Below are 26,827 nucleotides of genomic sequence, written 5' to 3'. Positions count from 1 at the left end.
TAGGTAAAGTATACCATAATTGGATATGAAAATGAATTAATTCAGCTATATTAAATAAAAGAACAATAAAAACCCACACTAAATAGCGAAGAGGCTTCTGATATAATTATTTTAGATTGAATTTTAATTATTCAAAAAATTTCTTAGGAGGTAATAATATGATTAGAGTTGGTAAAAAAGCCCCTGATTTTACAGCGAAAGCTTATCACAAGGGCGAATTTAAAGAAGTATCATTATCTGATTATGATGGTAGTTGGCGTGTTGTTTGTTTCTATCCAGGAGATTTCACTTTCGTCTGACCTACTGAACTGTCGGCAGTTGCCGTCAAGTATGATGAGTTGAGAGATTTAGGCGTAGAAGTAATAGCTGTTAGTACAAACAGTATTCAGAGCCATAAAATTTGGGATGAAACCGAATTATCCCAGATGGTAGAAGGTGGAATTCCTTATCCAATGGTTTCAGATTCAGCTGGAAAAGTAGGAAAGAAATTTGGAGTTTATGATGAAGATGCTGGTATAGATGTTCGCGGCAGATTTATCATTGATCCTGATGGTGTATTACAGGCTATGGAAGTACTGACTCCTCCTGTAGGCAGAAATGTGGAAGAGCTTATCAGACAGGTTCAGGCATTCCAGTTAGTAAGAGAAACTGGTGGTAAAGAAGTTACCCCATCCGGCTGGAGACCAGGTAAACCTACCCTTAAGCCAGGACCCGATGCTGTAGGTAAAATCTACAAGCAGTGGACACCTGATAATGCTTTTAATGAATAATTAAAATTCAAAAGTTAAATATATCAAAAAAGCTGACAGCTTTAAGGCATCCTTCAACAGGATCTCTACTGTCAGCTTTATTATTTCAAATATAATTAAAGTACTTTATAAAAATAATTTAGGAATTAATCATCTCTCTCATTTTTAAAAATTCAAAAATACTAAAATCAACAGAGAAAAAGTAATCAGAAATTTCTCTGGTTGTTTTACCCTCAGAAAAAACTTTTAAGTCCCTGCGAAAGGCATAAACTTCATCAAGATGTTTAAGCAAAATATCAAGTATTTCTCCCTGAAAATGCTGATTGCGCTCACTGCTAACAATTTCTACACATTTTTCTCTCGAAAAAGCATCTTTATATACTCTTTTTGAAGAAAGCGCATCAAAAACATCTGCCAGAGCTACTATTCTGGCTTCAACTGGAATTTCTTCACCTTTAAGACCCTGAGGATAACCGCTGCCGTCCCACTTTTCATGATGAGAATAGGCAATATTATAGGCCATATTTAATACTTCAGAATGTGACCCTGCAAGAATTTTTGCTCCAATTTCAGGGTGGTTCTGCATTACCTCATATTCCTCAGCATTCAACTTTCCTGGTTTTTGTAATATTGAATCTGGAATCCCGATTTTTCCCAGGTCATGCAGCAGTGAAGCAAAAAAGATATTTTCAATACTTTTTTTATCTGCTCCCAATTCCCTGTACATTAAAGCTGAAGTAAAGCCAATTCTCAAAATATGAAAAAGACTGTCTTCATCTCTAAACTCACCGGCCTCACATAGCTTCTGCATAGTCTCACGACTCAGCTCTTTATTATCCTTTACCATTTCATCTAAACGCATTTCCTTTTCTTCCAGACTGCGCAGTTTGTCTTCTAACTCAAAAAGAGAATCATTGATAAATAGAGAAATTAATTTCTGAAATTCGGGTTTTTGATTTTTCAATTCTGCCGGCTGCCAGTCGCGGTCAAGATAATTAATCTCTTTCTGGGCCAGTAACTTCTGATAGTAGGCTGCCGAATCAGCAGCAATTTCTGAATCAAGGCTCAAAAAGCCTTCAAAAGTTCGGTAATTTTCTTTATTAATTCTCTGCAAACCTGGAATTTCCTTAGTTGCCAGCACTGCAGAATAATCTGGATGAATTACTGTAACCGCCCATTCTTCAAGCAAAGGTGAAGCAGCTTCCAACTCAACAAAAGTTGTATTTTCGAAATCCCTGCTGGCGTCTTTTGGGATATTCTCAGCAAATATAAAAACCTGACGACAGAGCTGATCAAATTCCAGATATCGCTCTCTCTCATAGAGAAAATATTTGTAATCCTGGAATAGAACATAGATATCTGCAAATAGTCCGTATTCTTTTACCACTTTTTCTACAGAGTGAGACATTGCAACCATTGAAGCTTTAGTGTAAATGTCTATTTCCAGGGTTGAACTGCTGCCTTCTAAATATTTATACAAGCCCTGCACAATTTATCACCATCCTGTATTACAATTCTAACTGCTGAACCTCTTCTAAAGTTGGCAGAGCAGCCATTGCCCCAGAAGCTGATGCTGCCAGCGAACCGGAATAGTTGGCAAATTTTAAAGTTTTCTCTAAGAAATCATTATTAATTTCTGCCAGGGTCAAATCAGTCTGATTGAAATTATATAAAACTCCAGACATAAAGGCATCTCCAGCTCCGGTTGTGTCAACTGCATCTACCTTAAATGCTTCTACAAAACCTAAATCATTTAAATAATAATATGAACCTTCACTACCACAGGTGATAAATAAGACCGGTATTTTATATTCTGCCTTTAAGATTTCAGCACCCTTTTTAATATCTTTTTCTCCTGTTAAAAATTCAAGCTCTTCTTCAGAAACTTTAACTATATCAACTTCATCCATTACAGATAAAATCATTTCTTTTGCTTCAGCTAAGGAATCCCAGAGCATTTCTCTTAAATTTGGATCATAAGAAACCAGCATATTTTTCTCATGAGCCAGCTCAATCCCTTTTTTGGTTGCCGATCTAGCAGGCTCATCGATTAAAGAAATGGAACCAAAATGATAAACTTTATTTTCTGCAAAAAGCTCAGCATCAATCTCATCAGCCCGCAAAAACCTATCTGCACTCGGATCTATGTAAAAATCAAAACTGCGGTCCCCATCTTCATCTAAGGTAACAAAAGTAATAGCGGTCTTTGCTTCATTTGTTAAAACAAGGTTGTCAATATTAACTTTTTCCGACTGCAGTTTTTGAGCCAGAAAATTACCCAGGACATCATCTCCCACCTTGCCAACAAAACTAACATCCACTCCCAGTCTGCTTAAAGCAACAGCTACGTTGGCCGGTGCCCCTCCTGGATTTTTGCGAAAGTCCATATTCTGATCATCTAGTGGTGTAAAATCAATTAAAGCTTCTCCTAAAGTTATTACTCCCTGCATTGAAAATCCTCCTTATTAAATTGAAAAATATTTACTTTATTATAACATAAATAGAGCCAAATCAACATTGATTGAGAGAAATTTTTGCTCCAGCTGCTTTTAGACCGGATGAAAAATTGCTCTCTGCTGATTTGACTCTTTGGAAGAGAATTATTTTGTTTTTACCAGATACTATCCAACTCGAAAATCTCTAATTTATCTATTATTAATTCTTCAGCAAAATTATTAAGAATTATGTCCATTTCAACTTCTTCTGGAAATATTAAATCTGTGATAACCCATCGACCATCATTAATAAATATTTCAATTGATGACCAATCAATAAAGATTTGCAACTTCATTTTTTCTAGTTCTCCCAAATCAGCAATCTGTTCTGATTTAAAATCCGGATGAAACGATGAAGCTGAATTTTCTCTATTTATAATTACTTTGCTATTTCGGTCATTATAACTTAAAGTAAGATTATCTTCATTAAATTTAAATTGAATTTCAAATTCTACTTTATTCTCTAAATAAAAATCTGCAACTATTTCCAGTGGGTTTTTAATCCCTTTAAAATCTTTATTATTATTTTTTCCAATTCTTAAATTTTTAAATATATACTTTTCGTTTCTTAGTTCTTTTAGTTCATTTATAGGCTGTTGTAACAAGTTAAACTCTTCTTTTTCTTTAATTAATTTGAGCTCTCTTGGAATACTCATTGCACTTTTCCAGACTTCTGTTGGAACTTCATTTGCATAATCCCAGTTACTCATCCAGCCCAACCAAATATTTCTTTTGTTGTCTCCTGGTAGATTATTCCAGGATTGAGCAGCATAAAAGTCCTGCCCATAGTCAAGCCAGTTCACATCATTAAAATTATCAATTTCTGAATATATTTTTCCATCAAAATGACCGACAAAATACTGGCCTCCTGAGCCTCCAGCAATGGCACCTTTCTGTACATCAACTTTTAAAACCCAGTATTCTTTATCTTCTTCCTCTATTGGAAAAAGATCCGGGCACTCCCAGACACCACCATGGGAGCCTCTCTTACTTCCAAACTCGCTTAAATATTTCCAGTCTTTTAAGTTTGATGAGTTATAAAATTCTACTCTATCACCAGCTACTAAAACCATAACCCATTTTTTTGTTTTTTGATGCCAGAAAACTTTAGGATCGCGAAAGTCAGTTTTTACTTTATTTTTGATTACTGGATTAGCACTGTATTTATGCCAGCTTAGGCCATCATCTTCACTATAGGCAATACACTGCTGCTGATGACCACCTTCACTTTCAGGTAAGGTACTTGTATAAATTAACACCAGTCCAGATTTCCCTTCAAAAAAACCACTGCTGTCATTATAGTCAACAACTGCACTCCCAGAAAAAGCCATACCTGTCTCCTCATCAGGAGCTAGAGCGATCGGCAGATGTTCCCAGTGCAAAAGATCTTCACTTACAGCATGGCCCCAGTGCATTGGTCCCCAGACATTACTGTATGGGTGATGCTGATAAAAAAGATGATATTTCCCTTTATAATAAACAAGACCATTGGGATCATTCATCCAATTTTTTTGAGGAGTAAAATGAATTTGAGGTCTGTATTTTTCTTTATAATAATTTGCATTTTTATTTATTATTTCTTTCATTCAAACCATCCTTAACTAAAATTTAATATTTTGCTCCACTTGTTGCAATACCTTCAACAAAATAATTTTGAGCAACAATATAAATAAAAATTGTTGGTATTAATGCAACTAAGGTAGCTGCCATCAATAAATTCCACTCAGTAAAATAATAACCCTGAAATTTTGAAATAGCCAGTGTGATTGTATTCATATGATCAGAATCAATAATAATTAAAGGCCAGAGAAAATCATTCCAGCTCCAGAGAAAACTTAAAACAGAAAGTGTTGCCAGTCCAGGCTTAGCCAGAGGTAAAATTATCCGGGTAAAGATCGTAAAATAGGAAGCACCATCTATAAAGGCTGACTCTTCAAGACTTTTGGGCAATGTCAAAAAGAACTGTCTCAGTAAAAATACTCCCAGAGCATTAAAAGCTCCCGGCAAAATTAATGCTTGGTAGGTATCAACCCAGCCAAAAGATCTCATTATTATAAATAAAGGAATCATTACTACCTGAAATGGTATCATTAAAGTAGCAAGATAAATGATAAATATTTTTTCTCTGCCCGGAAATTCCAAACGGGCAAAGGCATAGGCAGCCATAGAAGATGTAATTAACATACCCAAAGTTCTAAGTAAAGTGACAATTACTGAATTAGTAAAATATCTGACCAGAGAAAATGAGTTAAATACTCGTGCAAAATTATCCCAAGTTAAATTATTTGGTATGATTTTTGGCGGATAAGCAAAGACATCGCCAAATTGCTTAAATGCAGTACTGATCAGCCATAGAAATGGTCCGAGCATGACAACCAAAAATAATATTAAAACTAAATGTTTAATTAAATTTTTTAGTTTAAACATCGTATGATACCCACTTTCTTTGATAGATAAATTGAATTATTGTGAGAGCAAAGATAACAATTAATAAAAACCAGCCAACAGCACTTGCATATCCCATTCTAAAATATTCAAAACCCTGAGTATAAATGTAATAGACTAAAGTTTTAGTAGCATCTGCCGGGCCACCTTTGGTCAAAATAAAAGCCTGATCAAATACTTTAAAAGAATCAATCATTGATATTACAACTGTAAAAAATATTGTTGGTGTTAAGAGAGGAACAGTTATTCTAAAAAACTGCTGAATAGAATTTGCCCCATCTATTTCGGCTGCTTCATAATATCTATTTGGAATTCCCTGTAACCCGGCTAACAAAACAATAAATGTAAAACCAATATTTTTCCAGACACTCATAATGATAATTGCTGGCATAGCCCAGTCAGGATCAGAAAGCCACTGAGGTGAAGTTATACCAATTAAATCTAATAAATATGTTAAAATGCCAAAATTAGGCATATAAATTGATTGCCAGATTAAGGCTGCACCTACCATAGGAATTAAATAAGGCATAAAAAAACTAAATTTATAGATAAAACCTTTTTTAACACTGTTTACTAAAACAGCCAGTATCATTCCAAAAACAACTGTCAGAGGAACTACTCCGAGTGTATAATAGACAGTATTGATTAAAGTCTTTCTAAATAAGGGTTCTTTAAACATTTTAATAAAATTATCAAAACCTACAAAAACAGGAGTATTAATAAGATCCCAATTAAAAAAGCTTAAAAATAGTGATGCTAGTAAAGGCAGAAAAACAAAAATCATAAAACCAATTAAATTTGGAAGTATAAATAAATATCCTGCTACAGCTTGCTTTCTTTCCAGATCATTTCTCCCTAATTTATTATAAATAGACACTAATAAACCTCCTTAAATTTAACCGGGCTCCAATTTGAAGCCCGGGTTTTTAGTCTTTTACTCAGATAGAATTTTGTTAATATCTTCTGCAATTTTATCTGCTGCTTCCTGAGGACTGATTTCATTTGTAACCAGTAATTCATCTAAAACAGAAGTTGCACTATCCATAATCTCATTATTACCTGGAGGAGATGGAATTAACTGAGAATATTCAATTGCCTCAATAAGTGCATATTGATTCTTTGGTGGTAACTCTGGATTTTTAAATTCATCAGTTTGAGCTACAGATTCTAAAACTGGATTTGAATTTCCTAAACTATTAAATACTTCAACAGCTTTTGGCGAAGAGAAATATTTAATAAATTTATATGCTGCTTCTGGATGTTCGGTATCCTTTGCAGCACTGATTGCAGCAAGTCCAAAAGGAACTCCTCTTCCACCTGCAGGTCCAACAGGCTGTTCCTGAATATCCCAGTCAAAGTTAGCCTGTCTAAATGCTGGAACCATATACCTTCCATAATGACCCATGGCAACTTTACCAGTCATAAAGAACTGAGAACCACCAAACTGTTTCATAACAGCTGGAGTAGGTGATACTTCATATTTATTTACCAGATCATTAATAAATTTAATTCCCTGAACTGCCTCAGATGAATTAATTTCAGCCTGGCTCCAATCATCATTTAAAATCTGACCGTCAAAGGTAAAAATCCAGGGAGCTATACAATCAAACCAGTCACCAGTTACCAAATAACCATACTGATCTACCTGTCCATTACCATTTGTATCTTTAGTAAGTTTCTTAGCTGCAGCTAGAAATTCTTCTACAGTCCAGTCAGCTTCTGGATATTCTACTCCTGCTTCATCAAATAAATCTTTGTTATAGAAAATAACAGCATTATTCCAGTCTCCCGGCAATCCATAAAGACTATCCTTGTATTCTAAAGCATCAATCAAAATATCAAAGTAATCATCCATTTGGGCAGCAAATTCAGAATTTTTTGCCTCATCTGCTTCTACATAAGGTTTGATATCTAAAAAAGCACCCCTATCAGCTAAATCCTGATACTGCTCAATCACAATTCTCATTATATCAGGTGCATTACCACTTGCGATTCTTACTTTTAATTTATCATAATAGTTTTCCGGTGGAACCCAGGTGGTATTAATCTTAATATCTGGGTGATCTTCTTCAAACATTGCTACAACTTCTTTCTGGGCATCAACTTCTGCCTGTCCACCTAAAAGAAAGAATTCTAATTCGATTTCTTCAGCAGCTGTGTTAACTGTCATTACCATCATTAATGAAAATGATATAAGTAATAAAACTAATAATTTATTTTTCAACATTTTTCCTCCTCATGATTTAGCTTCTTCTGTACTTTAAAGTTGATTCTCTTACAATCAACTGTGGTTCTAATATTATGTTTTCATCGTCCTTATTCTTATTGATTTTATCAAACAACATATTTAAACCAACATGACCAATAGTTTTAATTGGCTGAGAAATAGTTGTTAAACCTGGACGATTAATCTGTGCCAGTGAAGTATTATCAAAACCAGCTATTGCTATATCCTCTGGAACTTTATAGTTATGATCTTCAAAAGCTTTAATTGCTTCAAAAGCAGCCAGATCATTGTAAGCAAAATAGGCTGTAGCAAGAGAGCTATTTGCCTGATTTAAAAATTGGTTTACTTTTTTATAAGCATTTTGCGAACTTAGTTCCGGCATTCCGCCATCTGTTTCAATAATATATTCTGAATTAAATTCTAAATTTGATTTCTTTAAACCACTTTTATAACCCTCAAATTTATCTTCAGTATAGCCAGCATATTTTAGAGGCCCGATATAGCCAATTTTTGTATGACCAAGATCGGATAAGTGTTTAACCACCATTTCCCCACCCTTAGCATGGTCTACTGCAACTGAGGCAAATAGATCAGAAATCTGAGTAATTACCACAAAGGGTAAATTTAATTTCTTTATTGATTTCAAATGAGGCGCAGATTTATCTGAAGGCACAATTAATATTCCTTCTACCTGTCTGCTGCGCAAAGTATTAATTGATTCTTTTTCTTTTTGAATATTATTTTCTGTATTACAGAGAATTATATTATATCCATTTTTAGCTGCCTCTTTTTCAACTGCATGAACTATTTCTGCAAAATAAGGATTTGAAATGTCACTTATAATTAAACCAATCAAGTTAGATTTATTATTCTTTAAACTCTGGGCTGTGCGATTAGGCTGATAATCCAACTTTCTAGCCCATTCCATAACCAGTTTTCTTTTTCTTTCACTTACTCCACTGTGACCATTAATCACTCTCGAAACTGTTGCCTGTGAAACACCAGCTTTTTCCGCAATTTCTTCCATAGTCGACATCTTAAAACACCTCTTTTTAATTTTCTTCTCTTATTATATCACACCTCCTGTATAATTTGTAATTTTTGAATACGTATTCAAAAATATTAAATAAAAAACTCTTATGACCTTCTTCTCCCAAAGATAGATCATAAGAGTTATTATTGTTATTATAATGATTATACTCTTATTTTTAATATTTAATTAAGTTTTGTATACGTATTCATTAATTTCTAAATATAGAATACCACTAATTTTTTCATTTGTCAAATAATTTCTAGAATTTTTGCAAAAAAATATCTGCACCCCTGTTGAGTACAGATAATAATTGAATTCTTATCTAATATTTTTCTTTTAATCCCAGTTCAAATCCGGCTTACCGGCCTCGCTATTTTTTCGTATAAAGTATCTTCTCGCCTGAATCTGTAATCTCAGCCACTCTTGTCTGATTGGAATTAAATCTATCCCGGAAGAATTTTGTCACATCATAATTATCACCAAAATGAATGGGGATAAATAATGCTGGCTTAATCTGATCGATAAAATATTCTCCAGCCAGATAGAAGTGCTCTTCCAATCTTGGATCAACGGGGACAAAGGCTATATCAATCTGTTTTCCTTTCAGTTTGTCGACTTCTCTTTTGTATTCCCGCTCTTCTCTTGCCTGAACTTTTTCACTGAATTTTTTCCACTTCCACCAGTTTAAATCTCCAGCATGAAAAATAGTCAGGTCAGCAAGCTCAACTAAAAAGGAAACACCCTTATCAGTACTGCCATAACTTGAAATCTTGACATCCTCAAGTTTAAGTTCTTCGTCTTTTTCCATTAAGTAAAGATTATCTTTATTTTTCAACTCTGCCTCCGGCTCCACCTCAGCTGCCAGAATATAATTTATCTGATCACAGTACCGCTCCCAGTCAAAAATTACCTGGTTGTAGTGGTCATGGTGACTGTGAGACACAAAGATATAGGCTTCATTTATATTTTTAAAACTTTCTTTTCTAATAACTCCTTTTTCAAAAGAGCTGGCCAGTGCTTTTTTCGTCTGCGGCTCATCCTTAAAATAATCAAAAACAAACAATTTGTCTTTTATTCTAACTGCTGTTCCGCTGTGAAATAAATGATATATTTCTGTCTGCATATTATCATCTCCTGAATTAAGGCTAACAGAGAATTTTACTTTTAGCAAGTATTCAAATTACAAGCAGCTTTTTTTGCCATTATTATGGGTTCTAATCTAGCTGAAGCTCAGGCAAAGCGCTACTTTAAATCAATTGTTTCCATCTGGTTGCTCAGCAGGTCAATATGCAGCAGCTGTTCTTTTAAATACTGATCAAACTGCAGTAAGTATTTTAAAGCTTCCAGAACCTGGAGCGAGGCGGTTACCGTCACTGCCGGCGAAAACACAGCCGGTGTTTCTTTTTTCTCCGAGCCAGCGAAAACATCCTTAAGCCTTAATTTGCTTTCCGGCAGCACCAGCATAATTTGAGCAAAGAATTCTTCTATCCCGGCATGGATAAAGGGAAGCTCATTTTCTAAAGCCAGCTGATCTAAAATAAAGCGGGATTCAAAATTGTCCATCCCATCAAAAATGATATCTATATCTCCCGGAACTCCAGTCTCCAGCGTTATTTTTTCATTTTTGGCAATTATCTCAGTCTCTAAATCAAATTCTCTTAAAAATTCGGCTGCAGCCTCAACTTTTAACCTGCCGAGATCCTTTTTTCCGTAGCAGAGCTGGCGGTTTAAGTTGGAGATCTCCACCCGGTCATAATCATAAAGATAAATTTTATCAATTCCAATCCGCTGCAGCTGCAGAGCCTGATTGGTACCCAGGCCTCCAGTTCCGGCAACCATCACTTTTAGTTCTTCCAACCGCTGCTGCTGTTTTTTAGAAAATAACTTCTGCTGTCTTTTTAAATAATCTCTCATAATCAACCTCCTGCCGATGGTGGAAATAAGGTTACTGTATCCTGATTGCTGACCACAGTTTCTAATTTATCTAAATGAATAACATTTTTACCATTGAGCAGAATTATCGCTCCTGAGGATATACTTCGGTCTTCCTCCAGCAGCTTTTGGGTAAAATAGCCGTCATAATCCTGATCCAATTTTTTAATTAACTCAGCAATTGTAATTTGATTATCTAATTCATATTCAGTTCCTGCACTTTTTAAATTAATTCTAAATAGAGAATAAAATTTAACTTTTAATGCCAACTTGATCACCCCTAATATTAAAATTCCACCCAGCTCCCGGCAGAGAACTGGATGGATTTGCGAGGCTAAATTTATCATTTAGACCCTAATTTATTTATTAACGATTAACTATTTAAGCTTCATATCCTTAAGTTTCTGATCACTAATCCAGCCATCTTCCTGCCAGCCTCTAACCTCATAATATTCAGGTAAAATTTCTCTATATTTAGTGCTAATACCTTTTTGAGGACCATCAGGTAGTGGCTCATCAAAACGAGCTGGGAGTTTATCTTCTTCAGGTGAAATACCTGCTTCCAAGTTAAACTGACGCTCTAAGTTATAGATTCGTTCACCGGTTTCGAGCAGCGAATCTGAGCTGTACTCAAACTGGGTACCTGCATTGACAATTTCTCTGTAGTCATCAAGACCTAAGGCAAAGGAAGTAAAGAGGCACATTCCAATTGAATCAATAACAGCTGTTAGATCCTGGAAGGTCATAACCCACTTAGGCTTGCCTTTTAGTTCCTGAGGATCAAGCTTTTCTGGAACTCCTAGAACCTCAGGTGAGATCATATAACCTCTAACATGACAGCCACCGCGGTTTGAAGTAACATAGTTAAGTCCATGTCCCTGAACTCCACGTGGATCATAAGCGGGAAGCTCCTGTTTTTTGACACTCATTGAAAGTTCTGGATGTCCTTTGGAATCTGCCAGGCGGTAAGAACCTTCAGCCAGCTGATCACCAAAACCTTCCCGGTAGGCCATCTTCTGAGTATAATAAATTATTGATTCAGAAGAACCAAATTTTAATTCCGGACCATTTTCCAGTTCATCTTTGTCGATATAACCCTTCTCATATAATTCCATGGCACAGGCAATTGTTGTTCCAGCAGTGATTGTATCCAGGCCAAGTTCATTACAGATAAAGTTAGCTTCGGAGATAGCATTTAAGTCATTAACTCCACAGTCTGCACCATAAGCCCAACCTGTTTCGTATTCTGGACCTTCTCCACTACGGCCATTAGGAAGTTTAGTCTTTCGGGCACAGCGAATCGGGCAACCATAACAGCCTGTATTTGACTCCAGATAACCTTTTTCCACCAGTGCTTCTCCAGAAACCTCATCTACATCTTCAAAAGTTGCAAACTGGAAGTTTTTGGTTGGATAGGAACCGTGAGAATTAATAATATTATCCAGCACTTTTGTACCAAGAGCTGGTAATCCCTCACCTGTTACTCCATCTTCTTTCAACATTTTAGTCTGTTTTTTAACAACCTTCATCATTTCATCTTTAAAGTATTCAACCTGCTTTTCGTCTGCTTTAACTACAACAGCTTTTAGGTTTTTGGATCCCATTACTGCTCCAACACCAGTTCTACCGGCAGCACGATCTTTTTCGTTCATAATTGAAGCAAACTTAACCAGATTCTCACCGGCAGGTCCAATACAGCTGACTCTGGCGTTTTTATCCCCAGCACCTTCAATCAGAAGGTCTGTGGTCTCATAAACAGTCTTTCCCCAGAGCTCAGAAGCATCTTTAAGCTCGACTTCATCTCCCATTATTGAAAGATAAACTGGATGACTGGCCTTACCTTCAAAAATGATAATATCATTACCACTAAATCTTAGCTCTGCACCAAAATAGCCACCTGAGTTACTGCTGGCTATAGTCCCTGTAAGAGGCCCTTTAGTTACAACCATGTAGCGTCCACCAGTAGAAGCAGCTGTTCCAGTTAAAAGTCCAGTTGCATAAATCAGCTTATTTTCTGGACTTAATGGATCAACCTTTGGATCAATTTCATCATAAAGAATCTTTGATGCTAAACCTCTACCCCCAAGATAGTTTTTAACCATTTCACCGGCAATAGTTTCTCGCTTAATTTCTTCATTTGTTAAATCTACTCTTAAAACCTGATACTCATAAATTTTTCCCATAATCAATTATACCTCCTTTAAAATTACTCTTCTTTCCAAGCACGGGAGGCTGAGTCATTTCTTCCTCAACCCAGCGGTCTAATTCCCTTAGAAAATTCCTTAGGCAAAAAGACTCGAAGGTATATTATTAATATTAAATATTAATAGCCGAATTCCTGCTTATTTTTTTAAAATTATTTATTTTTAGATTAAAATTTGATTAGTTAAGGACACTGAATCACTCCTCTGGCCCAGAGGCAGTCGCCGCAGACCGGAAATTCATTGCCGTGGCAGTCTTCCTTATTTTCTTTTGACATCTCACAGCCTGAACACTGGGTACAGTCGGAAAAAGGAAAGTCCTTAACCTGTTTGCGGAAATCTCTAAATTCTTCTTTATTCCAGATTTCGGTAAGTGATTCTTCTTTTATATTTCCGAGTGAATACTTGTTGATATGTTTTTGGCGGTCCCTGACAAATAAATCATAACTGTGCATCAGAGCAATACAGGGACTGATTTCTCCCTGCCAGTTAACTGCAATTGAGCCCTCTTCAACAAATTTACAGTAGCCTCGGTGGGGATTAAAAGGAACCTGGGTTGTACTGAGCGAGCTCGATTTTCCTCCTACTGCAGCCAGATCGCGAATGATATCTTCTCTGAGGTCAGTTGGCGGCAGGTAAATCTCAGGTCTGTGCTCGGTCCTGATTTCAGGCTGGGAGCGGCTGATAGAAAATGAATATAATATTTCATCAGACATATCATCAGTATATGGCAGCAGATTGGTCAAAAAGATAAATGAAGCTCCCATTTTAAAGGCCAGCTTGCGCAGATCCTTAAGCTCATCAACATTTGACTTCATAATTACATATTCAATTCCGATCTCACAATCTTTTTGTTTTTTATCTCTTAACTTGCGGAAATTCTGCACATTCTCAATTACAGTCTGCAGATCAGCCCCGGAGCGAATATCAGCCATTGTCTCCGGAGAAGTACCATCAACAGAAACCACCAGGCTGTCCAGACCGGCCTCCAGCAGCGCTGCTGCTTTTTCCTGATTTAAGAGCAGTCCATTTGTGATCATCTGGCTTTTAACCTTCAGCTCAGATGCCAGCTCAATCATCTCTGCAATCTGAGGGTGAAAAAGCGGCTCCCCAATTCCCCAGAACGAAATCTTTTGCAGACCTTCAAAACCTTTTAACTCCCTGATCAGCTTTTTATAATCCTCCAGCTCCATAAAACCCATTTCTTCCTCCCAGGAATGGCGGACACAGGTTTTACAATTTAAGTTGCAGTCACTGGTCGGTTCAATATAGACCTTTGTCAGCCTGGGATCGGCTCTTTCGATATAAATTCCTTTTTGATTAAACTTTATTTTAACTTCTGTATCCGACTCAAGCCCCAGCTTTGCTTTTACTTCTGCCGGAATTTCAAGTTTTCCATCCTTTAATTTTAGCTCCAGCTCCTCAGGCAGCTCTTCGTTAATTCCATCACTGCGCCAGAACTGCGGGTTATTGATTAAAAACTGCATAGCTGCTTCATCCCTTTCTATTCCCAGTCTAAGAGCCTCTGTTCTCCCTCTAGTTCTCTTAATTCTGTTAGATCCTGACTAACTTCGATTGTGCCTCTGTAATTTCCATTATCATCTCTTAGAGCATAGTATTCAATCAAAACAAATTTTCCTTTCATCTGAATCCAGAACCTGGCCTTATCCTTTTCGCCAGCTTTAAATGCCTTCAATATTTTTTCAACAATATGCACACTTTCCGGAGGATGACAGTTCTGAACTGTCCGCCCAATTATTGCTTTTGAGCGGGGAAAGAATCTTTCTTCTGGATTGGAGAAAAATCTTACCCGGTCATTCTGGTCGACATAGGTAATATCAAGCGGCAGTTTATTGATCATCATTTTTATTTCCTCTAAACTGAGGTGACCTGTTCCCAGTCCCAGCATTACACCCTCTAAAGGAATTTCTCCTTCCACAAAGTCTGCTTCCATTTCCGGCAGTGAGCCCGGATGAGTATAAGCTTCTTCTTTTGGCTCTGAACCAGCAGCTCCTGGATGTCCGGCAGCTTTCCGCTGCGAACTTTCTTTTTCAGCTTTTTGGGAGAGAATATTCTTTTGTGGTGGCTCAATATAGACATATCCCATCTGTAAACTCTGCTGCTGAATCTGTTTCCACTCTCTTAAACTTAAAGTTTCCATGGCCACTGGAAAAATTACATGCTCTTCTTTAAAAATCATTCTGTACATCAGCATCAAAATCTCACCCAGGAGCTGTCTGATCTTCATATCAAAATTCTGCCTATCCTCCAGCAGCTGCAGCAGCTTTTTTAAATTTCTGCGGATATCATCATGGAGAGACCACATTACTTTTAAGGGGCGATAATTTTCCCATTTTTTCTCCAGGTAGGGAAATAGTATATTTTCTTTCCTTACATAGTGCTTGTCAAATTCCTGCAGCTGAACAGTCAGGCTGCGGAGCTTCTGAATTTCTTCCTCTTTTACTGCTTCAGCATCAAATTCTATTTTTTTAATGTTATCTTTAAATTTCTGCAGCAGTTTTTCCAGCTCTCTATTTTCCTGCATTAAATAATAAAGAGGATGACCTTCTTCCGGCTCCTCCCACTCATATTTTTCTAAATGGGGATTTAAAACATTCATTATTTTCTCTATATCTGCTTTGATCTCAGCCGGGTTAATTCCCTTTTTTAGCTGCAGATCCTCCATGGCAATCATATCATGCGGTGTTACATTTTCTATTGCCTCCTGATATTTAGCAATCAGTTCTTTCCCCTTTTTCCCTTGCATCATTCCCATTGAAAATTCAAGCAGCTGCTTAACCCGTTCTTCACTGTTATTTATAAATTCGGACATCAAATCAGCCTCCTTATTATTTTTGAAGAAAAAAACAAAGTAATTCTATCAGCTATTATTTATATCTAAACATAAAACTTAAAATTTTGCAAATTAATTTTCAAAATATTAAGTATAAATTAAGACTTTCAATCTAAGCAGCAAAAATCCTCAATAAAATGAAAAGAACCTGCCGATTAAAGCAAGTTCTTAAATAATTCATTACCTGATAAAATTCATTAATTTTTTTCTCTCTTTCGCCGGAGCTTCAACTTCACCTTCAGCATTTTTCATAACCTGCATCAGGTAAGCCATATTCTTACCCAAAACCCTCATAATCTGCCTGCCTTCTTCATCCTTTTCTGCTTCACCGGGACTGGTACCGTGGATTACACTCCAGTAATTAGAAGTTGGCATCATCATTTCTGAATAGTTGAGATAATTGCTCAGCTGATTAAAAGTAGGCAGTCCACCTGACCTTCTAACTGCAGCAACAGGAGCACCTACCTTATGTCTGAGCATCATCCCGTTAACACTGGTCACGTAAAATGCTCGATCTAAAAATGATTTCATTGTTCCTGCAATTGCTGCATAATGGACCGGTGAGCCAATAATTATTCCATCAGCTGCTTTCATTTTCTGAATCCAGTCATTTACCTGATCATCAATTATACATTTTTCATTCTGGTTTTTGACACATTTATTACAGGCCAGACAGCCTCGTATTTCTTTATTTCCAACCTGAATAATTTCTGTTTCAATATCCTTATTTTCAAGTTCTTCTGCCACCATTTTGATTGCATGATATGTATTTCCCTCTTTGTGGGGGCTGCCGTTAAAAGCTACTACTTTCATCTTATCCTCCTTAAAGTTATTAGTTAAGTACAATTATATTACTCAGATTTAAATAGTTCAAATATTTATTCTGAGCAGCCAGATATTTTTGAAAGGATAATAATGAAATCTCAAATCATAACTGATATATAGTATCCATAAATTCTCTTTTAAACTTAGCTGGAGTCTTTTCTACTTCTGCTGCCTTTTCTCCTGCCAGAGAATAATAATAGACTGCTGTTCTGGCAGCTGCAAATAAAGATAACTTACTCTCTTTAGCTGCTGCCGCAAAAACTCCTAAAGTTGAACCGAGCATACAGCCTGTGCCGACAACTTCTCCCATTAGGGAATGACCGTTTTTAATTTCTACAAGCTGGCTGCCGTCACTGATCAGATCAATCTCAGAACTAACAACAACTACTGCTCCAAGCTTCCGGGCCAGCTGCTCTGCACTCATTGCTATCTCAGCATATTCTCCAACTGATTCTACTCCTTTTATCTCAGCTGCTTTACCTGCCAGGAAGGATATCTCGCCCTGGTTGCCTTTAAGCAGGTCAATTTTTATTTCAGCTAATATTTTTTGAGCAGCCTCAGTTCTAAATTCTGTGGCTCCCACTCCAACCGGATCTAAAATCACGGGTATACCCAGCTGGTTTGCCTTTTTACCTGCTTTGAGCATTGAATCAAGCTGCCTGGAAGAAATAGTCCCCAGATTTAAAACTAGAGCCGAAGCATTTTCTACCATCTGAGCTGACTCCTCTACTGCCGGGGCCATCACCGGCAGAGCGCCCCAGTTAAGAGTTATATTAGCACAGTCATTAATGGTAACATTATTGGTTATATGATGGATCAATGGCTTTTTTGTTATGATATTATATTTTAATTTTTTAAACTCAGAACAGAATTCCTTTTTATTTTGTTTAACTTTTGCTGACAATTTAAGGCCCTCCTTTTAGTTTTGGCTTTTTTGATAATTTTTTTAAACTGAGCAGTTTCCATTCTGATTTGATCGGCTCTGGTAATTGCAGTAATTACAGAAATTGTATCTGCTCCACTTTTAATTACCTGATCAGCATTATTTATATTAAGACCCCCCACTGCAATCAGCTGCAAATTAGTTCTGGCTCTAATCTCAGCCAGCCGCTGCAGGCCGATTCCATTTTTTTCAGAGCTAAGCTTTTTAGATCCGGTTTTAAAGATTGCTCCTACTCCCAGGTAATCAGCTCCGTCAGCCTCAGCTGCTGTGATTTCTCCATTCCGCCAGGCAGTAAGGCCAATAATCTTATCCTGCCCCAGGATTTTGCGGGCAGATCGCAGAGGCAGGTCGCTCTGCCCCAGGTGAACACCATCTGCATCCAGGGCCAGCGCCAAATCCACCCGATCATTAACTAAAAAAGTTATATTATGCCTGCTGCAGATCTTTTTGATCTCCTTTCCCAGCTTAAATTTTTCTCTCAAAGATAAATTCTTTTCCCGCAGCTGGACTGCATCAACTCCTGCCAGGGCTGCCTCTTTCACAACTTCAATTGTTTTCCTGCCGGCTGACAGGCTTTCTTCTGTGATTAGATATAAATCCCAGTCAATATTCTTCATGATCTCTCCTTTCATGATTGAGCAGTAACTGATGTTAAAGATTCCAGCCCGGCTAAAACTCCTCGATTTAAATTCCAGCAGTGGTTTACAGGGCTGTTCCCCTGACCCACATTAAAGCTATTTTTGATGGCCCCAGTAATAAATTCTTTTGCTTTACCCACTGCCTTTTCCATCTCCATTCCCCGGGCCAGATTGGAAGCAATAGCTGCTGAGAGGGTACATCCGGTCCCGTGAGTATTATTAGTAGGTATATATTCAGCCTCAAACTCTATAAACTGACTGCCATCATAGAGCAGATCTACTGCTTTATCTGCTGGTCTTCCTTTACTGCTGTGGCCGCCCTTAATCAGCACATAGCGGCTGCCGTAAGTTATTAGTTTTTCTGCCAGAAAATAGAGATCAATATCTTCGTCTGCTTCAGTACCGGCCAGCAGTCTGGCCTCATGCAGATTAGGGGTGATAATTTCTGCCAGTGGAAAAAGTTTTTCCTTATAGGTTTCAACTGCTTCTTTTTTTAAGAGCAGGTCACCACTGGTTGCTACCATGACTGGATCAACCACCAGATTTTTTAGAGAATAATCCTTTATTTTTTGTGCTACCTGTTCTATAATTTTACTGTTGGCCAGCATCCCGGTTTTAAGAGCTGAAAATTTTATATCTCTTAAGACAGAATTCAGCTGAGAGGCAACGGCCTCTGCTGAAAGTGTTTTTACCCCCTGAACTCCCCGGGTATTTTGAGCGGTAACTGCCGTAATCACGGAAGCTCCATAAACCTGATGGACAGTCATCGTTTTTAAATCAGCCTGAATTCCAGCTCCACCTCCGGAATCAGAACCAGCAATTGTTAAAGCTTTTTTCACTTCTATCAGCTCCTTTTAACTTAAATAATTTTTAATCATCTATCTGCAAAAATAATAATTTTTAATTTAATTCATCGATAAAGTTTAAGCTTTCTGCTTCTGCCACTGCCTTTAAAAACAAATAGGCAATTACTGCTCCGCCAGCTGTACTTAAAGAAAAAGGAATAACAAAGAAAAATACTCCAGCTGAACTCCCCATTAAAAGTCTGGCAATTGGATAAGCTGCAACTGCCCCTAAGATACCAGTGCCAAAAACTTCTCCTCCGATGGCCCAGAGTTGATTTTTAAACTTCTGGTAAAAGATTCCTGCCAGCAGAGCTCCAATCATGCTTCCCGGAAAAGCCAGCAGTGAACCGGTGCCGAGCATATTTCTGAGCAGAGAGATTGCAAAAGCGTTCCAGACTGCATAGGCCGGTCCCAGCAAGACTGCTGATAAAATATTGATTAAATGTTGAACCGGAAAAGCTTTGGCAACTCCCACCGGAATATAGATTAGGTGTCCGGTCATTGTTCCCAGAGCAATTAAGAGTGCTGAAAAAGTTAATTTTTTATTATTCATTCTGATCATCGACTAATTTCATCGCACAAAAAGAGCCGCACATTGTACAGGCATCCTCGTCCTTTAATACCCGATTATGTTCTTTTCTTGATTCTCTCAATTTATCCGGGGCCAGAGCCAGTTCAATCTGTCTTTCCCAGTCCAATTTTTTTCTGGCAGCAGCCATTTTTCTATCTTTTTCTTTGGCTCCTTTAACTCCTTTAGCTATATCTGCCGCGTGGGCTGCAATCTTACTTGCAATTACACCTTCTTTCACATCTTCAATGTCAGGTAAACCTATATGTTCAGCTGGAGTAACATAACATAGAAAATCAGCTCCCGCCGCAGCAGCTGCTGTACCACCAATTGCTGCAGTAATATGATCATAACCGGCTGCAATATCCGTAACCAGAGGCCCCAGTACATAAAAAGGTGCTTCTTTGCAGAGTTCCTTCTGCAGTCTGATATTTGTTTCAATCTGATCATAAGGTAGATGGCCCGGTCCTTCTACCATCACCTGAACTTCAGCTTCTCTTGCTCGATCAACGAGTTCCCCCAGAACTAAAAGCTCATGGATCTGCGCTCTATCTGTTGCATCTGCCAGTGAGCCAGGTCTTAATGCATCTCCCAGACTTAAAGTAACATCCTTTTTATAACAAATTTCTAATAAGCGGTCATAATATTCATAAAGAGGATTTTCCTGATTATTATGCAGCATCCAGGCTGCCAAAAAAGAGCCTCCCCGGCTGACAATATCAGTTACTCTGCCTTCAGCTGCCAGGTGCCGGAGAGTTTCTAATGTCAGACCACAGTGAACAGTAATAAAATCTACACCCTCTTCCACCTGCTTTTCAATCACTTCAAATAACTTTTCAACTTCCATTTCTATTATTCCCCTGCCGGATTTAACCGTTTCCACAGCCGTCTGATAAATTGGAACTGTACCAACTGGAACTTCAGCTTTTTTTAGGATTGCCTCTCTGGTTTCTTCAATTTTATCTCCTGTAGAGAGATCCATTACTGCATCTGCACCTGCCGCAACTGCCGCTTTAAGTTTTTCTAATTCATTCTCAAGCTGATCATAGTCTTCAGATGTTCCAAAATTGGCATTTACCTTTGTTTTCAGGCCCTTGCCAAAAGCAACAGCATTTAAATTTCTGTGATTTACATTTGCCGGAATTACAACTTTCCCCTCCGCTATTTGCTTTCTAATAAATTCTGCACTAATACTTTCTTTATCTGCAGCCTGCTTCATTTCTGCAGTTATTTCTCCTTTTTTTGCTCTTGTCACCTGGGTCATATTTGTCATCTCCTTATAATTTTGCCTTAATTAGATTCTAAATTCAGATCTCTACTTCCTAAAATTAAACTTTTACATATAAAAAAACACAGCCCCCAACTAAGGAAACTGTGTTTATAAATGCAATAATTATTTAAATAATTACCACTGCACAACTCCCTTCGCTGGTATTATCCAGATCAGGTCCAAAGGGTCAAAGCGTCTGCTTTATCTCAGCCGTAGGGCTCCCCTGTCAGTATTCAATTGTCTAAAATAATTTAATTCTTATTTTCCAGTGCCTTCATTACAATTAAGAGCACAATATAGGTTATTATAGTGGTTGGAATCAAAAATGTTGCATTATAAATTGTGGAATAAACCCAGACATTCTGGCCTTCCGGGGCATAACTCCCAAAAAAGATAACTCCTGATAAAATGTGAACTACCAATCGCAGAGCACCGGCAACAAGTACCGCCCAGAACATTCTCAGCGGTTGAATAATTCCATTTTTTCTGATCTTAAACATTCCTGCTACCCCTAAAACCATATAAGGTAAAGGATAATCCATAATCAGCTGTACCGGGTGGATAATATAGGCTCCAAACATCAGCTGCAGCAGTCCATAGGCCAGTCCACTAAACATACCGGCACCAGCTCCCCAGCGAAAGGCAATCACTAAAACAGGCAGCATCTCCAAACTGATGGAACCACCCTGAGGCATCCGCCAGAGTTTGAGAAAATTAAGCACCACTGCTAAAGCCACCGCAACTCCAATCTCAGCCAGCATTCTTGTTGAAAATTTATTCTGCATAATAAAAACCCTCCTGATTTGTGAGGAACAAACCGGAGGGTTTAAGATCTTTATATAGCTACCTACGCCTGCATTACCAGGATCAGGTCTGTGGGTCGATGATTACTCATCCTCTCAGCCTCCAGTTTGGCTCCCCAGTCTTTAGTTTTAAAATCTAGTCATGTAGAGATCTCTATCTAGCTGTATTATACAATAGAAATTGAGATTAATCAAATAAAATCCTGATACTTCTGTTTCCCGGACAAAAATCTCATAATTACAACATCCTTTTTATCTTCATTGATTAAATAAAAGGCATTGTCTAAATCATTATAAGCCTGTTTCGTAATTTTTAAGCTATAATCATTCTTTTCCATACTTTTCCCTTAGTTCTGAGAAAACCTCTTCGCCATCCAGTAATTCTGCCCCATCTTTTATTTCATTTTCTGCTTCTGCTAATTTCTGATATAAATCTAATTTAGCAATTGATCTATCATAAGTCTCAACACTCATTACAACAAGATCTCCATATCCGTTTTTAGTAATAAAAATTGGTTCATTACTTTGGTGACAGATTTCAGATATTTCTTTAGTATTTCTCAATTCTTTTATCGGTTTAATTTGAGGCATATTATCAACTCCTCTTGTTTATCATGTCATAATTATATCATTAAAATGACATATTTACAATTTGAATTAAACCAAAATCTGTCATCACTTTTTTTACTCAACTCTAATAATCACAGTCTCTCCTTCATCATCAACCCTTAGAATTTCTTTTTCTTCAGAAAGGTCGTCAATAGTTTTGGTCAGAGCATTTAAATCAATATCTTTTGCCGCCATTTTATCTTTTGCTGACTGAGGTACAAAATTTAAGATACTCTTTGCTATTCCGAGAGGCAGTGACATATTAACCTTTTCTTTACCAGTTTCATTGACAATTATTCGCAAGTGTCTCTTATTCCCCTCTTTAGAATCTGATTTCTCGGTCCTTTCTCTGTTTTTTAACTGAAGCGCGCCCGTCTGGCCACTTTCTTCTTCACCTAAAGCTGCCAGTAGTTTTTCAGTCTCTTCAGCATTAATTTTTCCGTCCTGCAGCATTTCCAAAATCCTCATTTTTTCTTCATTCATCATTTTTCAGCTCCCTTTAAATTTTAATAGTTTATAATTCTAAGCAAACAATAGAAACTTAAAAAATTATCTCTCAAAATTAGAATCCTAAATTAAATTTCTTTCAACCTCTGTGCTGCTTCCACTGCTTCAATTTCTCCCGCTTCCAATAAATCTAGAATCTCTCTCCTTTTTTCCTGCTGCTCTTCTTCAGCAAAATCATCTTCATAGCCTAAGGACTTAATCAATTCATTCAGCTTATTTCTGACTGTCGGGTAGGACATCTCAAGCTCTTTTTCCATATTCTTGATGTTACCTCTGGTTTTAATAAAAATCTTTAAAAACTGCTGCTGCTCATAATTTAATTGGAAAAGCTCATCTAAGTAAAAATCTCCGCTAATTTTGGTCTGACAGTTATTACATCTTAATTCAGTTACATTCAATTTCCCCTCACAGGTGGGACATTTAGCCGGAATTGGATATGCCATTTAACTCAACCCCTTTCTCTTATTTAATATTATAAACCTAAAATTAATATTTATAAAGTATTTTTTAAAAAAATTAATTATTTTAATAAAAATATTAAATAAATTAATAAAAGAATAAAAAAGAGCCAAAACAACCGGATTTCAAAATGGCTGCTTCAGCTCTAACAATAATCTATTCAATTTTATTAAACTAAGCAGCTAAAAACCCCAGATCATTTTGACCAGAAGCGGTACTATTACTGTCAGCAGAATCTGCAGGGGAGCACCAACAATAATAAAGTCTTTAAACTTAAAGCCGCCGGAACTGTAAACCATCAGGTTTGTCTGGTAGCCTACAGGACTGGCAAAGGCGGCACTGGCTGCAAAAGTTGTTGTGATAACAAAGGCAAAGGGGTTGATTCCCAGCTGTTCAGCAGTACCTACAGCAATCGGAAGCATCAAAAGTACACTGGCATTATTGCTGATCAGATTTGTTAAAAGTGAAGTCAGCAGATAAATAATCATTAAAATAAATATCGGCTGAAATATTGCTGCTAAATTATTAATTTGAGCAGCAATATAGGCAGCTGTCCCTGATCTCTCTATTGCCATCCCCATTGGAATTAAGCCTGAAAGCAGAAAATATACCTCCCAGTCAATTGCATTAAAAAAATCGTTTTTATTAATACAGCCGCTGAAGGCCATTAAAAAGGCCCCGCTTAAAGCAGCAATTGCCACCGGAATTATTCCCAGTGATACTGAGCCGATAAAAAAAACAAGTACTGCCAGCGAAATATACATTTTCTTGCGGTCAAATAAATTAGGATCATATTCTCGATCAATAATAAAATTACTGTTTTTACGCAGCCTGTTTAAAGTTTTTTCTGTACTCAGTAAAAGCAGAAGATCTCCCGGCTGGAAGCGATAATCTTCCATTCTCTGATGGGTCAGTTCTTCCCCACGCCGCAAAGCGAGAACATTACAGTCATATCTTTCCAAAAAGTTGATTTCCTTTAAAGTTTTATTGACCAAAAAAGAATGGGCAGGAACCACAACCTCAACCAGAGTTTCACCTGCCAGCGGCTGTTCAATTGAATCATCATCAACCACCATTTCCGGCAGAGTTTTCATCCCCTTGCTGTTGGTTAATTCCAGCAGTGTATCCTGCTTTGCTCGAATAATTAAATGGTCACCTACCCTTACAGTCTTTGCATTTAGGGGCTCCATAAACTGTTTGCCATTGCGGATTATCCTGATTATATCATAATCTAAATCCTTATTTTCAGCTATTTCGTCAAAACTCTTACCAACAAAGCTGCAGTCTTCTCCAACTAACACTTCTGTCAGATAGGAGCGCATTTCATACTCATCTGTTAAATCATCTTCAACTTCCAATCTGGCTGGAGTTAATTTATAGCCCACCGTAAGCAAATAAACAATACCAATAAATAAGACAATCAATCCTAAAAGCGAAAATTCGAACATTGAAAAAGGGTGGCCCAGCATTCTTTCAGATACCTGACTGGCAAGCAGATTAGTGGAAGTACCAATTAAAGTTACCGTTCCCCCCAGCATAGCTGCATAAGATAGAGGAATCAGCAGTTTAGAAGGTGAGACATCTGTTTTACGCCCCAGTTCCCTGACCATTGGAATCAGAGCAGCAACAACCGGAGTATTATTGATAACTGCAGATGTTGACCCCGTCAGCGCTGAAATTAAAGTTATCTGCCTTTTAGGATTTTTACCGGTCAGCTTAGAGATTCGATCACCTAAAAGCTGAACTGCTCCACTGCGCTGAATACCGGCACTGAAAACAAACATTGCCATAACAGTAATTGTTGCCGGATTACCAAAGCCAGACAGTGCATCTTCAACTGTCATTTGCGACAGATCGCTAAAAATAGTCAGAGCAATCGGAACTAAAACTGCCATTAGACTGAGCGGCATCGGCTCCCAGATGAATAATAAGACAAGAATCAAAATTAGAGCCATGATAAAAATTATACTGCTATTTAATTCTTCCTTAATCTCCGTAACTCCAGCATTTTTCTCCCCACTCAATTGCTGAGCTGATAGACCAGCAGAAAAAGTAATTAAAATTATTGTTAAAACAAAAATTACCAAAAATTTATTTTTGAAAATCATTAAAACACCTCTTTTCCTCCAGGTTTATCCAGGCAACAATTTTTAATTTATCTTAAAAATTTAATCTGATATTTTTAAGTCCTACATTTTATTTTAACTTGAATTCGGCAAGTAAATAGTTAAAGTGGTTCTTTTTAGGTTTTTGCCGTTAAAAAATCATTTCAATCTATTAAAATCAAATATTTAGTCTTCATTTAAATTACCAGTTAAATAAATTATTCAGCTTCCAGATTTTAGACGCACTTAGCTAAACTATGGTTTTCATAGCTTAAAAATTAATCTAAACTGTACTGGTGGTTTTAATTTAGCACCACCTTCTTTCTAAAATCTGTTAGTGCTTTTCTAAGATATTTAATTGTTTTTTCCAGCAGTTTATTTGGGGCAAAGCGGATGTGTTTGTACCAGCCGCTGCCACAGATATTACCTGCTATTTTGTAAAATATTCTTCTGATTGTGGTTATCTCATGATGGTGCATACTTTCAGGCAAGAAAGTTCTCTTAAACCAGTTATTAAGGTTAAAAGCAATCATTTTGATCAGTAAATACAGCTCATTACATTTGCGGTTAATCTGAGTATTCTGGTCGAAAGCAAAACCTTCTTTCAGCTCGTCGATCTTGTTTTCTATATTACAGCGTTGGTTGTAGTCATTGAATACTTCTTCAGCTGTTAGATAGTCTACATTGGTGACGATAGCCTGATACTCATAAGTAAATTCTTCAAATAGCATCTGCCCTTTTTTGTTGTATTTGGGCAGAGACTTTTTGATTAAAACAAATCTACGCTCTCTATCCCAGCTTTTTAGCGGTACTCTAATTTCTGTAACACTAAATGTGTTATCAATTTTAACCCAGGGATATTGGTCAGGATTATCATTAACATAATCAATAATCTTTTTGACACCATTTTGCATTTTAGCTTTGATCACATATTCGATACCGTTATCTTCACAGTATCTAAAGTTTTTCTGGTCAAAGAAACCTCTATCTGCTCTGATTCTTTTTAGATACCAGGTTTCAGGCAGAGTCTCAATACAGGATTCTAAGAAATTAAGGAATTCATGGTTGCTGTGATGTGTTCCTTCTTCCAGTGTCAGGTTAAGTAGTTCATCAGTCTTAGAAATGATACCAACTTTTTCTTTAAAAGAAGGTCTGCCTTTATATCTTGGATTATATCCATTTTCAGAACCTTCCTGATTACCAAAAACGGTACAGACTGTATCGTCAAAGTCGAGTATTACTTCTTTAGCAGGCTGTGTTTTAGCAATTGTTGCAAGAAGATTTTTATTGAGCTCTCTCAGTTCATTTACACTTTCTTC

At 37.1% G+C, this 26,827-nt stretch carries 26 protein-coding genes, 1 pseudogene and 3 riboswitches; of the genes and pseudogenes, 1 reads left to right on the top strand and 26 read right to left on the bottom strand.

Features of this window, described 5'->3' with window-relative positions; all coding sequences use genetic code 11:
• Window positions 1-158 precede the first annotated feature (158 nt).
• Window positions 159-770, top strand: a pseudogene (prxU, locus tag C8C76_RS12825) (thioredoxin-dependent peroxiredoxin); the annotation flags it as partial.
• A 118-nt stretch (window positions 771-888) separates the two neighbouring features.
• Here prxU and C8C76_RS12820 read toward each other — a convergent pair.
• From C8C76_RS12820 to C8C76_RS12700, 26 genes are all read right to left on the bottom strand, one after another.
• On the bottom strand, window positions 889-2,238 hold the full coding sequence (locus tag C8C76_RS12820; protein ID WP_108142275.1) for an HD domain-containing phosphohydrolase: 1,350 nt from the start codon (window positions 2,236-2,238) through the stop codon (window positions 889-891).
• A gap of 19 nt (window positions 2,239-2,257) precedes the next feature.
• Complete coding sequence (locus tag C8C76_RS12815) at window positions 2,258-3,199, bottom strand: carbohydrate kinase family protein (protein WP_108142273.1); 942 nt, start codon at window positions 3,197-3,199, stop codon at window positions 2,258-2,260.
• 161 nt (window positions 3,200-3,360) lie between these two features.
• On the bottom strand, window positions 3,361-4,830 hold the full coding sequence (locus C8C76_RS12810; protein WP_108142271.1) for a glycoside hydrolase family 32 protein: 1,470 nt from the start codon (window positions 4,828-4,830) through the stop codon (window positions 3,361-3,363).
• 22 nt (window positions 4,831-4,852) lie between these two features.
• Window positions 4,853-5,671: a carbohydrate ABC transporter permease gene (locus tag C8C76_RS12805; RefSeq protein WP_108142269.1), complete on the bottom strand. Its 819-nt coding sequence runs from the start codon at window positions 5,669-5,671 to the stop codon at window positions 4,853-4,855.
• Window positions 5,664-6,566 carry a carbohydrate ABC transporter permease gene (locus C8C76_RS12800; protein WP_108142267.1) on the bottom strand — a complete coding sequence of 301 codons (903 nt, stop codon included), beginning with the start codon at window positions 6,564-6,566 and terminating at the stop codon, window positions 5,664-5,666. The genes C8C76_RS12805 and C8C76_RS12800 overlap by 8 nt, the downstream gene beginning before the upstream one ends.
• Window positions 6,567-6,623: 57 nt before the next feature.
• Window positions 6,624-7,913, bottom strand: a complete 1,290-nt coding sequence (locus C8C76_RS12795; protein ID WP_181248224.1) for an ABC transporter substrate-binding protein — start codon at window positions 7,911-7,913, stop codon at window positions 6,624-6,626.
• 19 nt (window positions 7,914-7,932) lie between these two features.
• Entirely contained in the window at window positions 7,933-8,952 is a 1,020-nt protein-coding gene (locus C8C76_RS12790; protein WP_108142263.1) for a LacI family DNA-binding transcriptional regulator, read from the bottom strand.
• A gap of 367 nt (window positions 8,953-9,319) precedes the next feature.
• Window positions 9,320-10,072 (bottom strand): MBL fold metallo-hydrolase, encoded by a 753-nt coding sequence (locus tag C8C76_RS12785; protein ID WP_108142261.1) that lies wholly within the window; start codon window positions 10,070-10,072, stop codon window positions 9,320-9,322.
• Between the two features lie 119 nt (window positions 10,073-10,191).
• Window positions 10,192-10,863, bottom strand: a complete 672-nt coding sequence (locus C8C76_RS12780; RefSeq protein ID WP_108142259.1) for a HesA/MoeB/ThiF family protein — start codon at window positions 10,861-10,863, stop codon at window positions 10,192-10,194.
• A 2-nt stretch (window positions 10,864-10,865) separates the two neighbouring features.
• The gene (locus C8C76_RS12775; RefSeq protein WP_258222566.1) at window positions 10,866-11,159 is read right to left on the bottom strand and encodes a MoaD family protein; all 294 of its coding nucleotides are present in this window, start codon (window positions 11,157-11,159) and stop codon (window positions 10,866-10,868) included.
• 99 nt (window positions 11,160-11,258) lie between these two features.
• Window positions 11,259-13,064, bottom strand: coding sequence for an aldehyde ferredoxin oxidoreductase family protein (locus C8C76_RS12770; protein WP_108142255.1), 1,806 nt, complete (start codon window positions 13,062-13,064; stop codon window positions 11,259-11,261).
• A gap of 12 nt (window positions 13,065-13,076) precedes the next feature.
• Window positions 13,077-13,195: riboswitch (molybdenum cofactor riboswitch) on the bottom strand.
• A 72-nt stretch (window positions 13,196-13,267) separates the two neighbouring features.
• Window positions 13,268-14,569 (bottom strand): radical SAM protein, encoded by a 1,302-nt coding sequence (locus tag C8C76_RS12765; protein WP_108142253.1) that lies wholly within the window; start codon window positions 14,567-14,569, stop codon window positions 13,268-13,270.
• Between the two features lie 17 nt (window positions 14,570-14,586).
• Window positions 14,587-15,915 (bottom strand): DUF438 domain-containing protein, encoded by a 1,329-nt coding sequence (locus C8C76_RS12760; protein WP_108142251.1) that lies wholly within the window; start codon window positions 15,913-15,915, stop codon window positions 14,587-14,589.
• A 201-nt stretch (window positions 15,916-16,116) separates the two neighbouring features.
• Entirely contained in the window at window positions 16,117-16,749 is a 633-nt protein-coding gene (locus C8C76_RS12755; RefSeq protein WP_108142249.1) for a flavodoxin family protein, read from the bottom strand.
• 115 nt (window positions 16,750-16,864) lie between these two features.
• A complete protein-coding gene (gene thiM / locus C8C76_RS12750) occupies window positions 16,865-17,599 on the bottom strand; it encodes a hydroxyethylthiazole kinase (RefSeq protein ID WP_108142281.1) in 735 nt (244 codons plus the stop codon).
• An 8-nt stretch (window positions 17,600-17,607) separates the two neighbouring features.
• Complete coding sequence (thiE, locus tag C8C76_RS12745) at window positions 17,608-18,321, bottom strand: thiamine phosphate synthase (RefSeq protein WP_108142247.1); 714 nt, start codon at window positions 18,319-18,321, stop codon at window positions 17,608-17,610.
• Between the two features lie 11 nt (window positions 18,322-18,332).
• A complete protein-coding gene (gene thiD / locus C8C76_RS12740; RefSeq protein ID WP_108142245.1) occupies window positions 18,333-19,181 on the bottom strand; it encodes a bifunctional hydroxymethylpyrimidine kinase/phosphomethylpyrimidine kinase in 849 nt (282 codons plus the stop codon).
• Between the two features lie 61 nt (window positions 19,182-19,242).
• Window positions 19,243-19,740 carry an energy coupling factor transporter S component ThiW gene (thiW, locus tag C8C76_RS12735; RefSeq protein ID WP_108142279.1) on the bottom strand — a complete coding sequence of 166 codons (498 nt, stop codon included), beginning with the start codon at window positions 19,738-19,740 and terminating at the stop codon, window positions 19,243-19,245.
• A complete protein-coding gene (gene thiC, locus C8C76_RS12730; RefSeq protein WP_108142243.1) occupies window positions 19,733-21,019 on the bottom strand; it encodes a phosphomethylpyrimidine synthase ThiC in 1,287 nt (428 codons plus the stop codon). Before thiC ends, thiW begins: the two co-directional genes overlap by 8 nt.
• A gap of 139 nt (window positions 21,020-21,158) precedes the next feature.
• A riboswitch (TPP riboswitch) is annotated at window positions 21,159-21,260 on the bottom strand.
• A 16-nt stretch (window positions 21,261-21,276) separates the two neighbouring features.
• Window positions 21,277-21,810 (bottom strand): energy-coupled thiamine transporter ThiT, encoded by a 534-nt coding sequence (gene thiT / locus C8C76_RS12725; protein WP_108142241.1) that lies wholly within the window; start codon window positions 21,808-21,810, stop codon window positions 21,277-21,279.
• 42 nt (window positions 21,811-21,852) lie between these two features.
• A riboswitch (TPP riboswitch) is annotated at window positions 21,853-21,957 on the bottom strand.
• 62 nt (window positions 21,958-22,019) lie between these two features.
• Window positions 22,020-22,166: a hypothetical protein gene (locus tag C8C76_RS15200; protein ID WP_166637171.1), complete on the bottom strand. Its 147-nt coding sequence runs from the start codon at window positions 22,164-22,166 to the stop codon at window positions 22,020-22,022.
• Window positions 22,153-22,419, bottom strand: a complete 267-nt coding sequence (locus C8C76_RS12720) for a type II toxin-antitoxin system prevent-host-death family antitoxin (RefSeq protein ID WP_108142240.1) — start codon at window positions 22,417-22,419, stop codon at window positions 22,153-22,155. Before C8C76_RS12720 ends, C8C76_RS15200 begins: the two co-directional genes overlap by 14 nt.
• Window positions 22,420-22,512: 93 nt before the next feature.
• Window positions 22,513-22,923 carry an SHOCT-like domain-containing protein gene (locus C8C76_RS12715; RefSeq protein ID WP_146161871.1) on the bottom strand — a complete coding sequence of 137 codons (411 nt, stop codon included), beginning with the start codon at window positions 22,921-22,923 and terminating at the stop codon, window positions 22,513-22,515.
• A gap of 89 nt (window positions 22,924-23,012) precedes the next feature.
• Complete coding sequence (locus C8C76_RS12710) at window positions 23,013-23,387, bottom strand: DUF2089 domain-containing protein (protein ID WP_108142236.1); 375 nt, start codon at window positions 23,385-23,387, stop codon at window positions 23,013-23,015.
• Between the two features lie 198 nt (window positions 23,388-23,585).
• Complete coding sequence (locus C8C76_RS12705) at window positions 23,586-25,511, bottom strand: SLC13 family permease (RefSeq protein ID WP_108142233.1); 1,926 nt, start codon at window positions 25,509-25,511, stop codon at window positions 23,586-23,588.
• 299 nt (window positions 25,512-25,810) lie between these two features.
• A partial coding sequence (locus C8C76_RS12700; protein ID WP_108142231.1) for an IS1380 family transposase occupies window positions 25,811-26,827 on the bottom strand: 1,017 nt, incomplete at its 5' end.

Source organism: Halanaerobium saccharolyticum, from assembly GCF_003053565.1.
In the GTDB taxonomy this organism is placed as follows: Bacteria; Bacillota; Halanaerobiia; order Halanaerobiales; family Halanaerobiaceae; genus Halanaerobium; species Halanaerobium saccharolyticum_B.
Note: the sequence above shows the minus strand (reverse complement) of the source record. Positions and strands in the feature narration are given on the sequence as shown.

What these genes read in the sequence shown, in the direction of transcription:
- C8C76_RS12815 (WP_108142273.1), bottom strand. Translation starts at nt 3,199, where the DNA reads ATGCAGGGAGTAATAACTTTAGGAGAAGCTTTAATTGATTTTACACCA.
- C8C76_RS12810 (WP_108142271.1), bottom strand. Translation starts at nt 4,830, where the DNA reads ATGAAAGAAATAATAAATAAAAATGCAAATTATTATAAAGAAAAATAC.
- C8C76_RS12805 (WP_108142269.1), bottom strand. Translation starts at nt 5,671, where the DNA reads ATGTTTAAACTAAAAAATTTAATTAAACATTTAGTTTTAATATTATTT.
- C8C76_RS12790 (WP_108142263.1), bottom strand. Translation starts at nt 8,952, where the DNA reads ATGTCGACTATGGAAGAAATTGCGGAAAAAGCTGGTGTTTCACAGGCA.
- C8C76_RS12785 (WP_108142261.1), bottom strand. Translation starts at nt 10,072, where the DNA reads ATGCAGACAGAAATATATCATTTATTTCACAGCGGAACAGCAGTTAGA.
- C8C76_RS12780 (WP_108142259.1), bottom strand. Translation starts at nt 10,863, where the DNA reads ATGAGAGATTATTTAAAAAGACAGCAGAAGTTATTTTCTAAAAAACAG.
- C8C76_RS12770 (WP_108142255.1), bottom strand. Translation starts at nt 13,064, where the DNA reads ATGGGAAAAATTTATGAGTATCAGGTTTTAAGAGTAGATTTAACAAAT.
- C8C76_RS12765 (WP_108142253.1), bottom strand. Translation starts at nt 14,569, where the DNA reads ATGCAGTTTTTAATCAATAACCCGCAGTTCTGGCGCAGTGATGGAATT.
- C8C76_RS12760 (WP_108142251.1), bottom strand. Translation starts at nt 15,915, where the DNA reads ATGTCCGAATTTATAAATAACAGTGAAGAACGGGTTAAGCAGCTGCTT.
- C8C76_RS12755 (WP_108142249.1), bottom strand. Translation starts at nt 16,749, where the DNA reads ATGAAAGTAGTAGCTTTTAACGGCAGCCCCCACAAAGAGGGAAATACA.
- thiE (WP_108142247.1), bottom strand. Translation starts at nt 18,321, where the DNA reads ATGAAGAATATTGACTGGGATTTATATCTAATCACAGAAGAAAGCCTG.
- thiW (WP_108142279.1), bottom strand. Translation starts at nt 19,740, where the DNA reads ATGAATAATAAAAAATTAACTTTTTCAGCACTCTTAATTGCTCTGGGA.
- thiC (WP_108142243.1), bottom strand. Translation starts at nt 21,019, where the DNA reads ATGACCCAGGTGACAAGAGCAAAAAAAGGAGAAATAACTGCAGAAATG.
- thiT (WP_108142241.1), bottom strand. Translation starts at nt 21,810, where the DNA reads ATGCAGAATAAATTTTCAACAAGAATGCTGGCTGAGATTGGAGTTGCG.
- C8C76_RS15200 (WP_166637171.1), bottom strand. Translation starts at nt 22,166, where the DNA reads ATGGAAAAGAATGATTATAGCTTAAAAATTACGAAACAGGCTTATAAT.
- C8C76_RS12720 (WP_108142240.1), bottom strand. Translation starts at nt 22,419, where the DNA reads ATGCCTCAAATTAAACCGATAAAAGAATTGAGAAATACTAAAGAAATA.
- C8C76_RS12715 (WP_146161871.1), bottom strand. Translation starts at nt 22,923, where the DNA reads ATGATGAATGAAGAAAAAATGAGGATTTTGGAAATGCTGCAGGACGGA.
- C8C76_RS12710 (WP_108142236.1), bottom strand. Translation starts at nt 23,387, where the DNA reads ATGGCATATCCAATTCCGGCTAAATGTCCCACCTGTGAGGGGAAATTG.
- C8C76_RS12705 (WP_108142233.1), bottom strand. Translation starts at nt 25,511, where the DNA reads ATGATTTTCAAAAATAAATTTTTGGTAATTTTTGTTTTAACAATAATT.